9 protein-coding genes are annotated in these 12,308 nt (G+C 66.7%); 8 read left to right on the forward strand and 1 reads right to left on the reverse strand.

All coding sequences use genetic code 11. The annotated features are described in order from the left end of the window. Positions 1-125: 125 nt before the first annotated feature. From GD606_RS11085 to msrB, 4 genes are all read left to right on the forward strand, one after another. Positions 126-1,376 (forward strand): efflux RND transporter periplasmic adaptor subunit, encoded by a 1,251-nt coding sequence (locus GD606_RS11085; RefSeq protein ID WP_163303813.1) that lies wholly within the window; start codon positions 126-128, stop codon positions 1,374-1,376. After that, positions 1,373-4,513 (forward strand): efflux RND transporter permease subunit, encoded by a 3,141-nt coding sequence (locus GD606_RS11090; RefSeq protein WP_163303812.1) that lies wholly within the window; start codon positions 1,373-1,375, stop codon positions 4,511-4,513. The genes GD606_RS11085 and GD606_RS11090 overlap by 4 nt, the downstream gene beginning before the upstream one ends. Next, on the forward strand, positions 4,510-5,040 hold the full coding sequence (locus GD606_RS11095; protein ID WP_163303811.1) for a MarR family winged helix-turn-helix transcriptional regulator: 531 nt from the start codon (positions 4,510-4,512) through the stop codon (positions 5,038-5,040). Before GD606_RS11090 ends, GD606_RS11095 begins: the two co-directional genes overlap by 4 nt. 315 nt (positions 5,041-5,355) lie before the next feature. Next, positions 5,356-6,429 (forward strand): peptide-methionine (R)-S-oxide reductase MsrB, encoded by a 1,074-nt coding sequence (gene msrB, locus GD606_RS11100; RefSeq protein ID WP_246298750.1) that lies wholly within the window; start codon positions 5,356-5,358, stop codon positions 6,427-6,429. Here msrB and corA read toward each other — a convergent pair whose 3' ends face one another. After that, entirely contained in the window at positions 6,430-7,497 is a 1,068-nt protein-coding gene (gene corA / locus GD606_RS11105; RefSeq protein WP_163303056.1) for a magnesium/cobalt transporter CorA, read from the reverse strand. It lies immediately after the preceding gene. A gap of 378 nt (positions 7,498-7,875) precedes the next feature. Here corA and GD606_RS11110 point away from each other — a divergent pair, with 378 nt between their 5' ends. From GD606_RS11110 to GD606_RS11125, 4 genes are all read left to right on the forward strand, one after another. Further along, the gene (locus GD606_RS11110) at positions 7,876-10,110 is read left to right on the forward strand and encodes a heavy metal translocating P-type ATPase (RefSeq protein WP_163303057.1); all 2,235 of its coding nucleotides are present in this window, start codon (positions 7,876-7,878) and stop codon (positions 10,108-10,110) included. Positions 10,111-10,226: 116 nt separating this feature from the next. Beyond that, a complete protein-coding gene (locus tag GD606_RS11115) occupies positions 10,227-10,544 on the forward strand; it encodes a heavy-metal-associated domain-containing protein (RefSeq protein ID WP_163303058.1) in 318 nt (105 codons plus the stop codon). A 12-nt stretch (positions 10,545-10,556) separates the two neighbouring features. Beyond that, on the forward strand, positions 10,557-11,801 hold the full coding sequence (locus GD606_RS11120; protein ID WP_163303059.1) for a hypothetical protein: 1,245 nt from the start codon (positions 10,557-10,559) through the stop codon (positions 11,799-11,801). Between the two features lie 71 nt (positions 11,802-11,872). Further along, a complete protein-coding gene (locus GD606_RS11125) occupies positions 11,873-12,289 on the forward strand; it encodes a magnetosome protein MamC family protein (protein ID WP_163303060.1) in 417 nt (138 codons plus the stop codon). Positions 12,290-12,308 lie beyond the last annotated feature (19 nt).

The raw sequence follows: 12,308 nt of genomic DNA on the forward strand, positions 1-12,308 counted from the left end.
GCCTCGGCTCTTGACAGGACCGCCATCCATGCATAGATACCGCCTTTCTCGCTGTAAACAGGTAGCAAGCTCATTATTGAGGCTGCATGTATCCGCTCACCCCTGGTGATCCCCGAGGTTTCCCCATGACTGCTCCCACGTTCCGCGCCATCGGCGCCGCCTGTGTCCTGTTTTCCGTGTCTCTGTTCCTTCTGGCCGGCTGCGGCAACGACAGCACCGCCCAGGAGCATGCCGGAGGGGGCATGCCGCCCCCAGAGGTGGCGACCGTGACCATGACCCGGGGGGATCTGCCCTTGGGAATGGAATACATGGGGCAGACGGCCGGTTCCCGGGAGGTCGAAGTCCGGGCCCGGGTGGGCGGCATCCTCCTGCGCCGGGCCTATGTGGAAGGCGGCCCGGTCAAGCAGGGCGATCTGCTGTTTGAGATCGACCCGGCCCCCTTCCAGGCCACCCTGGAACAGGCCCAGGGCCGTCTGGCCCAGGCCGAGGCCAAGCTGTCCCAGGCCAAGCGCGACCTGGCCCGCATGGAACAGCTTTTCAAGGGCGACGTGGTCAGCCAGAAAGACCGCGACGACGCCATGACCGCCTTTGAGACGGGCACGGCCGATGTGGACTCGGCCAAGGCGGCCGTCAAGGAGGCCAGGATCAACCTGGGCTACACCAAGGTGGAGGCCCCCATCTCCGGCCTGACCAGCAAGGAGGCCCGTTCCGAGGGCAGCCTGGTGGTGGCCTCGGCCGAATCCAGCCTTCTGACCACCATCTCCCGGGTCGATCCCATCTATGTCAATTTCTCCATCCCCGGCCCGGAGACCATGGAGTTCCGCAGCCTGCGCGAAAAGGGGCGGATCGCCTTCGCCGACGGATGGGATTTCCAGGCCAGGCTGGTCATGTCCGACGGCCGCGTGCTGCCGAGCCCCGGCCGCATCAACTTCACCGACACCCAGGTGGACACCACCACCGGCGTGGTCAAGTTCCGGGCCGAATTTCCCAATCCCGAGGGCACGGTCATGCCCGGGCAGTTCGTGCGGGTGCGCCTGGACGGGGCGGCCCTCAAGGACGCGCTGCTCGTGCCCCAGGGCGCGGTCCTGACCACCCAGCAGGGAACCATGGTCTGGGTGGTGGATGACAAGGGCGTGGTGTCCCCCCGCCCCGTGGTCCTTGGCCGCACCGAGGGCAACGGCTATCTCGTGGAAAAGGGTCTGGAGGCGGGCGACCGGGTGATTTCAGAAGGCATCATCAAGGTCCGCCCGGGCATGACAGTGACCCTGCGCGGGGACGCCCCGGCCGCAGCGCCCCAGGCGGCAGCGCCCCAGGCCCCGGCCAAGGCGGGCGAGGCCCAGGCCGCCCCGGCGCCCAAGGCGGAGGCCGCACAATGATTTCGCGTTTTTTCTTAAATCGCCCCATCTTCTCCACAGTCATCTCCCTGGTCATCACCCTGGCCGGGCTGGTGGCCTTGAAGGTGTTGCCCATCGCCCAGTACCCGGACATCATCCCGCCCGAAGTGGCCGTGGCCACCAACTATCCCGGGGCCAGCCCCGAGGTCATCGCGGCCACCGTGGCCGCCCCCCTGGAGCAGCAGATCAACGGCGTGGACGACATGCTGTACATGAAGTCCACCAGCGCCGGCGACGGCTCCATGACCATCTCCGTGACCTTCGCCGTGGGCACCAACCCCGACCAGGCCACCATCAACGTCAACAACCGGGTCCAGTCCGCCCTGACCAGCCTGCCCGAGGAGGTGCGCCGCCAGGGCGTCACCGTCACCAAGCAGTCCTCCAGCATGCTCATGGTCATGTCCATGGACTCCCCCTCCGGCCGCTACGACGCCATCTACCTCAGCAACTACGCCCTGGTGAACGTGCTCGACGAGCTCAAGCGCCTCCCGGGCGTGGGCGACGCCCAGATATTCGGGGCCAAGGACTATTCCATGCGGGTCTGGCTGCGGCCCGACAAGCTGGCCCAGTTGCGCCTGACCCCGGGCGACGTGGCTGCGGCCATCTCCGAGCAGAACGCCCAGTTCGCGGCCGGGCGCATCGGCCAGGAACCGGTGCTGGAGCATGTGGACATCAACTACATGGTCACCACCCAGGGACGCCTGACCACAGCCGAGGAATTCGAGAACATCATCGTGCGCGCCGAACCCGACGGCTCCGTGCTGCGCGTCAAGGACATCGCCCGGGTGGAGCTTGGGGCCAAGGACTACGGCTTCACGGGCAAGCGTTTCGGCAAACCGGCCGTGCCTCTGGGCGTGTTCCTGGCCCCCGGGGCCAACGCCCTGGACACCGCCGACCGGGTCAAGGCCAAGATGGACGAGTTGTCCACGCGCTTTCCCGAGGGCGTCGCCTACGCCATCCCCTATGACACCACCACCTTCGTGCGGGTGTCCATCACCGAGGTGGTGCATACCCTGGTTGAGGCCATGATCCTGGTCTTTTTGGTGGTCTACCTCTTCTTGCAGAATTTCAGGGCCACGCTCATCCCCTGCCTGGCCGTGCCGGTATCCATCATCGGCACCTTTGCCGGCATGTACGCCCTGGGGTTCACCATCAACACCCTGACGCTCTTCGGCATGGTGCTGGCCATCGGCATCGTGGTGGACGACGCCATCGTGGTTTTGGAAAACGTGGAGCGCATCATGCGCACCCGGGGGCTTGGGCCCAAAGAGGCCACGGCCCGGGCCATGGAGCAGGTCACGGGGCCGGTCATCGCCATCGTGCTGGTCTTGTGCGCCGTGTTCGTGCCCGTGGCCTTCCTGGGGGGCCTGACCGGCGAAATGTACAAGCAGTTCGCCATCACCATCGCCGTGTCCGTGACCATCTCGGGGCTGGTGGCCCTGACGCTCACCCCGTCCTTGTGCGCCCTTTTGCTCAAACCCGGCCACCAGGAGCCCAACCGGGTCTTTCGGGCCTTCAACACCCTGTTTGACCGCATCACCGACGGCTACACCACCGGGGTGCGCTTCCTCATCCGCCGGACCTCCGTGGCCCTGATCCTTTTCGCGGTCCTGTGCGGCGGGACGTACTGGCTTTTTTCCCACGTCCCCAGCGGCCTTCTGCCCGACGAGGACCAGGGCTACATCCTGGCCCTGACCGTGCTGCCCGACGGCGCGTCCCTGGGCAACACCTTGGCCGTCACCGACGCCCTGGACGCCATGCACATGGCCGATCCCGACATCAAGGAGGTCATGACCTTCGCCGGATACGACCTGATAAGCGGCGCCAGCCGGTCCAATTACGGCACCACGTTTCTGCCCATGAAGGACTGGAGCGAGCGCACGAAGCCGGGCCAAAGCTCGTTTGACCTGGTCAAGCGGGTCTTCGGCCGGGGCATGACCCAGCCCAAGGGCCTGGCCCTGGCGTTCAACCCGCCGCCCATCTCGGGCATGAGCAGCACCGGCGGGTTCGAGGCCTTTGTGCAGAGCCGGGGCGAAGGCACGTCCAAGGATCTGGCGGCCATGACCGAAAAGGTCATCGCCGCAGCGGGCAAGCGCCCGGAGCTTGGCCGGGTGTCCACCACCTTCGGGGCCAACGTGCCCCAGATCAAGGTGACCCTGGACCGCCAGAAGGCCAAGGCCATGGGCGTTTCCGTGGACGATGTCTTTTCGGTCATGCAGTCCACGTTCGGATCTTACTACGTCAACGATTTCAACAAATACGGCCGCACCTTCCGGGTCATGCTGCAATCCGAGGCCAACTTCCGGGACCGCCCCGAGGATCTGCGCGACATCTTCGTGCGCACCCAGAAGGGCGAGATGATTCCGCTTACGGCCCTGGTCACGGTGGAGCAGTCCAGCGGCCCGGAGGTCATGGAGCGCTACAACGTGTTCCCGGCGGCCAAGCTCATGGGCGACCCGGCCCCGGGCTACAGCTCGGGCCAGGCCCTGGACGCCATGGAGGCCGCCGCCAAGGAGGCCCTGCCCTCGGACTACGCCCTGGCCTGGACCGGCTCGTCCTACCAGGAGCGGGCCATGGCCGGAACGTCCACCCTGGTGTTCGCCCTGGCCATCGTCATGGTCTTTCTCATCCTGGCCGCCCAGTACGAACGCTGGTCCCTGCCCCTGGCCGTCATCCTGGCCGTGCCCTTCGCCCTGTTCGGGGCCATCCTGGCCACCTGGGGACGCGGGCTGTCCAACGACATCTATTTCCAGGTCGCCCTGGTGACGCTCATCGGCCTGGCGGCCAAAAACGCCATCCTCATCGTGGAGTTCGCGGTCCTGCGCATGAAGCAGGGCATGTCCCTGGCCGATGCAGCCGTTGAGGCGGCGAAACTGCGCTTTAGGCCCATCATCATGACCTCCCTGGCCTTCGTCCTGGGCTGCCTGCCCCTGGCCATCAGCTCCGGCGCAGGTGCGGCCAGCCGCCACGCCATCGGCACCGGGGTCATCGGCGGCATGCTCGGGGCCACGTTCATCGCGCCCTTTTTCATCCCGGTCTTTTTCAAGCTCATCATGCAGCTCGGCGGCCTTTTCCGCCGAAGCCGCCCGCAGACCTCCGACAATGCGGGGGCATCGTGAGCGCGGCGGGCGGCGGCCCGGGCACGCCCCTGCCCGGCCCCCCGTGCGGCCAGACGACCGCCGGGAAAGGCGACATCATCGACCTTCCGGTCTGCACCGCCCACACCCCGGATGAGCACTTCGCCCTCACCCTGCACGAGGTGGCCCGCGGCTGGCGGGCGAAGATCGACGAACAGTTCCGGCCCATGGGCCTGTCCAGCGCCTCCTGGAGCGTGATCTTCACCCTGGCCACGGCGGAGCGTCCCTTGTCGCAGCGGGAGATCGCCGACCGCATCTTTGTGGAGAGCCCCACGGTGGTGCGCCTTTTGGACCGGCTGGAAAAGCTGGGCTGGGTGCGCCGCGAGCCTTCGCCCCAGGACCGGCGTCGCAACCTCGTACGCCTGACCGCAAAGATCCTGGAGCACCACGACACCATGCACGCCATGGCCGAACGCGTGCATCGGGAGGCCCTGGCGGGCATCCCCGCAGACAAGCTGGCCGTGACCTTGGAGGTGCTGGAGACGCTCCGCTCCCGGCTGTGCACCTGATCGCCCCCCCGCCCAGTCCCCGCCGTCCCTGTTTTCCCGTCGTCCCCCACCCCGTGGCCGACCTCGACCTCCCCAGAGGGGCCTGGGACGCCCTTTTGGCCCTTTTCCGCGATCAGCCCTTTGACTTTCTCCCCTGGCGCCCTATTCTCCTAGCAATCCAGTCTGTTTTTTGGACATGCCGTCCCGGCCACGTCTTCTCAACGTACCATTTTTGGGGACAGACCCATGCGAAAAACACGCCTTTTGATTGGCCTTCTTATGGCCGCCCTGGCCCTTCTCGCAACCCAAACCTCACAAGCCCAAACGGATACCCCTATGCAACCCACTGAAAAGACCGAAAGCGCCGTCTTCGCCGGAGGCTGTTTCTGGTGCCTTGAGGCGGCCATGGAGAAAAAGCCCGGCGTCATTGAGGCCGTCTCCGGCTATACCGGCGGCCACGACCCCGCCCCGACCTACGCCGCCGTGTCCACGGGGAAAACCGGCCACACGGAGGCGGTTCGCGTGGTCTACGACCCGGCGAAGATCTCCTACGAGGATCTGGTTCGCATCTTCTTCAAAAACATCGACCCCACGGACCCGGGCGGACAGTTCGCCGACCGGGGGTCGCAATACCGCACGGCGATCTATTACGCCGACGAAAACCAGAAGCGGATCGCCGAAAACGTCCGCGACGCCATGGCCGCCTCGGGCCGCTTCAAAAAGCCCCTGGACGTGCCCATTTTGCCCGTGGCCCCGTTTTATCCGGCCGAAGAGGAGCACCAGGACTATTACGCCAAGCATGCCGTGAGCTACGGCAATTACCACCGCTATTCCGGGCGCGGACCCTACCTGGACTCGCTCTGGGGCCCAGACGCGACGGACGCGACGGGCGCGACGGCCACTCCGGTCGCGCCGACTGCGCCGGACACACCCGCCCCGAAAACGGCCGCGCCGTCCGTCGGCTACGTCCGGCCAGACGACGCCGAACTGGAAAAGCGCCTGTCGCCCCTGGCCTTTGAGGTCACCCGCAAGGCAGGCACCGAACCGGCCTTCGGCAATCCCTACTGGAACGAGAAGCGGCCGGGAATCTACGTGGACGTGGTGTCCGGGGAGCCGCTTTTCAGCTCCGCCGACAAGTTCGATTCCGGCACCGGCTGGCCGAGCTTCACCCGGCCCATCGCCACGGGGGCCGTGGCCGCCCGGTCGGACGCCAGCCACGGCATGGCCCGCACCGAGGTCCGAAGCTCCCTGGCCGACTCCCACCTGGGGCATGTGTTCGACGACGGCCCCCGCCCCTCGGGCCAGCGGTATTGCATCAATTCGGCGGCGCTGCGCTTCATCCCCCTTAAGGAGATGGAGAAGGAGGGTTACGGCGCGCTTATCCCGCAGGTACAGGGGGGAGGGAAGTGATCAGATCCACTTCTTCCACTTGAACAAGCCAAAAAGCCCGCCGGACATGCACAGCATGATCCCGATGGCCATGGGATAGCCCAGGGGCCACTTGAGCTCGGGCATGAACTCGAAATTCATGCCGTAGACCCCGGCCACAAAGGTCATGGGCATAAAAAGCGTGGAGATGAGCGTCAAGACCTTCATGATGGCGTTTAAACGGAAGCTGATGGTGGACAGATAGATGTCCACCATGCCGCCCACGATGTCCAAAAGGCCCTCTACCGTGTCCATGACCTGGATCACGTGCTCGTAGAGGTCGCGGTAGTACAGCCGCGTCTGGGGGGAGAGCAGCTCGCTCTCCCTCTCGGCCAGCCGGGAAATCACCTCGCGCAGGGGCCAGATGCTTTTGCGCAGGTAGATGGTTTCGCGCTTGAGCTTGTGGATGACCTCCAGATCCGCCGGTTCGGGATTAGCCAGAAGCTTGTCCCCCAGATCCTCGATGTCCTCGCCCACCTTCTCCAGGCACACGAAATGCTCGTCCACCACGGCGTCGAGCAGGGCATAGAGCAGATAATCCGCGCCCATGCCCCGCACCCGCCCCCGGCCTGCGGCAATGCGGGCCCGCACCGCGTCGAAGGCGGGCACGTCCCCCTCGCGGAAGGTGGCCAGGGCCTGCCGCCCCAGAACGAAGCTGATCTGGCTTTCGCCCAGGGTCTTGGCCTGGGGATCGTACTGCCAGGCCTTGGTTACGAGGAACAGGTAATCCTCCATGTCCTCGAGCTTGGGGCGCTGCCCCACCTGCACGACGTCTTCCAGGATGAGCGGATGCACGCCGAAAAGCCCGCCCACCCGGCGTATGGCCTCGGGCTGGTGCAGCCCGGCCACGTCGATCCACATCTTTTCGCCGTCTTTGACCGGCAGGGACGGGAGCGTTTCCCCGCTGTCCGTGCCGGTCATCGCCACCCCCTGCGGCCCGTACACCATGGTGGCGATCGTGGTCGCCACGGCCGGGGCGTCGCCGGTATACTCCAGGGCATCCAGTGGTTTTCCGGCCTGGCGGGTCATGGTTTTCAAACGATGGCGCATGAGGTCTCCCCTTTCGCCGCAAGCGGGCGCTTCTGTGTCCGGCCTGGGTATGGCGCATAAAACATGGACTGTCGTCAAGAGGGTGCTCTGTGACATTCTTGGGAAAGCAGGGGAACCGAGCATGAAAATGCCCGGGCGGCCGCACTTCAACGGAAAAGGCCCCGGGCGGTACGGAGGCAGTCCGATCAGCCCCAAGGCGGGATAAACCCCTTGCGCGACCCGGGATTATGGGATAGTGGGCTTTCATCATGAGAATGGAAATCATTATTGTATTCGACTTTGCGGCGCCGACCGTCCCGGAAGACCCAGCCCGACGCCCCTCGCCTGTTCCCTCCAAACGCCCCTAAACCCTGCATCCTCAGGATTTTTTCAAGCGCCATGCACGCCACCGCCACCCTTCGCATCACCCACGCCCTGCCCGGACGTCTGCGCCTGAGACTGCGCCCGGCATCGCTTCTGTCCACAGCCGCCTCCGCCTGCGCCGACATCCCGGGCGTTCTCGACACCCGCAGCAACCCGGCCTGCGCCTGCCTGGTGGTGCGTTACGACCCGGCCCAAACGGCCCAGGAGGCCGTCCTGGCCGCCGTGCGGGCCGTCCTGCCCGCGCCGAAACGTCCGTTGCGGGCCGTAGACGCGGCCCCAACCCTCCCGGCCTGCGCCTGCGCCTGCCCGGAGAAAAAAACCTCCGGCGTGGGCCGCCAATTGGTGCGTTTTTTGTCCCTGACCGGGGTCATGAGCTACGTCTTCGTCAAGGAGGTGCTGCTCAAGGCCGCCGTGGCCCAGACCCTGATCTCCCCCCTGGGGCTTACGGCCCTGATCGCGGCCGCGCCGCTTCTGCGCGAGTCGGTGCGCCACGCCCGGCAAAAACGCTTCACCATGGAGGGCTTTCTGGCCGCCGGGTGCGTGGCTGCGGCCGCCGCCGGACAGGCGGTCACGGCCCTGGAGATTTTGTGGATCCACAGCGGCGCGGAGACCCTCAAGGCCTACATCGCCGAGCGTTCCCGGCGCTCCATCTCGGCCATTTTGGATCTCACGGCCAAAAACACCTTCATCCTGGCCGGAGAGGTGGAGGTGGAGGTGCCGGTGTCGGCGGTCAAGCCGCGCGACATCGTGGTCCTGCACACGGGCGAAAAGATCTCCGTGGACGGGCTGGTGGTCTCGGGCGAGGCCCTGGTGGACGAATCCCCCATCACCGGCCGGGCCGAACCCGAACACCGCGTGGCGGGCGACAAGGTGTTCGCCGGGGCCTACGTGCGCCAGGGCATCCTCCATGTCCGGGCCGAGTGCGTGGGCGACGCCACCTATCTGGCCCGAATCATGCGCCTGGTGGAAGACTCCCTGGAAAACAAGGCCGACATCGAGTCCACGGCCGACGACCTGGCCCGCCGACTCTTGAAAATCGGCATGTGGTCCACCCTGGGCACCCTGGTCGTGACCGGCAGCCTGTGGCGGGCCTTCACCGTGCTTCTGGTCATGGCCTGCCCCTGCGCCACGGTGCTGTCGGCCTCGACCGCCGTCAGCAGCGCCCTGGCCGCAGCGGCCAAACGCGGCATCCTCATCAAGGGCGGCCGCTACCTGGAGGAGGTCGGCAAGGCCGAGGTGGTCTGCTTCGACAAGACCGGCACCCTGACCACCAACCAGCCGCGCATCGAGGAGATCCTGAACTTCTCCGACCTCTCCGAGGACGAGCTTTTGCTGTGGGCCTATTCGGCGGAAATGCACAACCACCACCCCCTGGCCCTGGCCATCAGACACGAGGCGGTCTCCCGGGGCATCGACCCCCTGTCGCACATCGAATGCGACTTCACCCTGGGCAAAGGGGTCAAGGCCTTAATCGGCCACGACGTGATCCGCCTGGGCAACGCCCGCTACATCGACGAGGCGGGCATCATGACGGACCAGGTGCAGGCCCGGGTCCGGCCCCTTTCCGACCGGGGCCTGACGGTCATCTACCTGGCCAAAAACGACGCGGTGCTGGCCGCCTTGGGGTTCGCCAACGAACTTCGGCCCGACGCGGAAACGACCGTGGCCGAGCTTACCCGCACCGGCGTCTCCCAGGTGGCCCTGGTCACCGGGGACACGGAGAACACCGCCCTCACCCTGTGCCGGACGCTTCACATCGACCTGTGCCGCCACAGCGTCCTGCCCGAGCAGAAGGCGGACATCGTGCGCGAACTGCAGGACGGCGGCCGCCGGGTGATCATGGTCGGCGACGGCATCAACGACGCCCTGGCCCTGGCCGAGGCCGACATCGGCATCGCCATGAGCGCCGGGGGCTCGGACGTGGCCATCGAGGCCGCGGACATCGCGTTGGTGAAAGACGATCTGGCCGACATCCTCTACGTGCGGGACTTAAGCCGCCAGACCCTGCGCGTGGCCCGCCAGAACTTCTGGATCGCCACCTCCACCAACCTGGGCGGGGCCCTGGCCGGGGCCCTGGGGCTTTTGTCGCCGGTGGCCGCCGGGCTCATCCATATCGTGCACACCCTGGGGGTTTTGGCCAATTCCTCCCGGCTTCTGGCCCATCGCCCGCCCACCCTGGCGGTGGCGGCCGATCCGGCCGCGGCGACACCGGCCACGACGGATGACCTCCTCGTGCGTTCGAAGCAATAAATGAGAATGGAACCTACTTTCACTTGCATGGAATGCGCCGTCCTTCCCGGACCTGTCCAGCCCAGTCCAGGCCAGGCCAGGGCGGTAGACCAAGCGGCGGCGGAGCGCACACAGCCATGAATATCCAAGAGATGTTGGAACTGCGCCGGTTCATCACCGTGGCGCATCATGTGCCCGGACGCATCCGGCTCAAACTCGACCCGGCCGTCCGGTCCCACCCCAAGGCCATGGCCCTGGCGGCCCTGGCCGACAAGGGCAACGGCGCGTTTCGCGCCCGGCTCAACGTTCTGGCCCGGTCCCTGGTCCTGGAATACGACCCGGACCGCATTGACCCCAGGCTCGTGGAGGGCGTTTTCACCGAGGACGATCCGCAGGAAGCGGCGGCCTTGGCGGACGAGCTGTCTGCGGCCTTCGGCCTGACACCCAACGCGTAGAGGAGATCGAGAATGGAAAACACACCGTATCAGGAAGGGTTCGTCCCGGCCTACGCCGCCTCCGGCATGCCCATGCCCGCAGGCGTCCAGGCCGGATACGCCCCCGGGGCGGAGCAAGGCGGCGGCGAGGCCGGTTATGCCGGTTACGGCAGTCCAGCCGCCCCCATGGGTCCGCTTGGAGCACCGATGGAAGGCCAGACCATGACTGCGGCCGTCGCCGAGCCCTGCGCCGAATCCGGCGCCACGACTGACGAGGGCCAAAACAAGTACCAGTACATGGGCCAAAAACCGGCCCAGAGCCCTGTCCAGAAGGCGGCCACACCTGCCCCCGAGGCCCCTCAGGGTTACGCCGCCCAGGGCCCCGGCGGCTATGCGGCCCAAGGCCCCAGCGGCTACGCCAAGGGATATTTCCAGCCTGCCCCGGGCCAGCCCGAGGCTCCAAAACCCCAGGCTGCGACGATCGCGCCGGTCGGGCATGTCTGCTCCTGCGGCGACCATGAGGCCCCGCAGGCCCCGGGCAAACCCGAGGCCGTCCCCGGGGCGCAGTACGCTGCGCCGCAAGGACCGCAGTACGCCACCCAGCAGGGCGCACAGTATGCCGCCCCCCAAGGACCGCAGTACGCCGCTCCGCAGGGACCGCAGTATGCGCCCCAGTACGGTCAGCAGTACGCCGCTCCCCAAGGCCCCCAGTATGCGCCGCAGTTCGGCGCACAGTACGCCGCTCCCCAGGGACCGCAGTACGCCGCCCAGCCGGGCGCGCAATACGGCCAGCAGTACGCCACCCCTCAGGGACCGCAATATGCCGCCCCACAGGGACCGCAGTATGCCCCCCAGCCGGGCGCGCAATACGCCCCCGGGCCGGAGGCCGCCGCGTCCCACGAGCATGAAGAGGGCGAGGACAAAAAGAGCCATTGCCACGGCCATGGCGGACACGAGCAACAGGAGCAGCAGGCCCAGCCCGGCTTTTTCGGCTTTCCCGGCTTCGGCGGGTTCTCCGGCGCGGCCGGTTCTCCCAGCGAAGACCCCAAGCACCTGGAATACCGCTACGGGCAGATGATCGAGTTGTGCAACGACATCATGCAGGGCAAGGCCGATCCTTCCAAGATCGCCGCCTTTTTGACCTCCACCGGGGCCCATTTCTGGAAAGGGGCCGTGGTGGGCGCGGCCGTGACGTTTCTTCTCACCAACAGCGCCGTGAAGTCCGCCCTGGGCGACACCTTCTCGGCCGTCTTCGGCGCGGCCAAGGGCGGCGAATAGCCGGATTCCCGCAACCATCGGCGGGCCTTCGGGCCGCGCCGCAACCAACCCGCAAAAAAAGGAACCTCGCCATGCATATCCAGCAGAAAGAACAAACCTATCCCCTGCGTCAGACCGCCCTGCCCGTGGGCGCCATCACCGCCATGGGCGCGGCCGGGGCCATCATCGGCGGCACGGCGGCCGCCGCCAAGGATCTGCGCCAGGTCAAATCCGGCGACATGACCCGCGAGGCCGCCGCCGGACACATCCTCAAAGAGGCCCTGGGCAGCGGTCTGGCCACCGCCGCCGGGGCCGTGGCCGGAACGTTTTTCCGCTCGAACATCCTGGGCCTGGCGGCCATGGCCGTGGTGGGCGTGGGCGCCAAGTACCTCTACGACGGCGTGGCCGGATTGGCCGCCGAAAAGGCCAAGTCGGCCGTCAAGAGCGCGGCCAAGACCGTAACCAAGGCCGCCGCCAAAACGGAGACCGCAAAACCGGCCAAGGCGTAGCGCCGCGACCGGAAACGCC

Origin of the sequence: Desulfolutivibrio sulfodismutans DSM 3696, assembly GCF_013376455.1 — a bacterium.
GTDB classification, from domain to species: domain Bacteria; phylum Desulfobacterota; class Desulfovibrionia; order Desulfovibrionales; family Desulfovibrionaceae; genus Desulfolutivibrio; species Desulfolutivibrio sulfodismutans.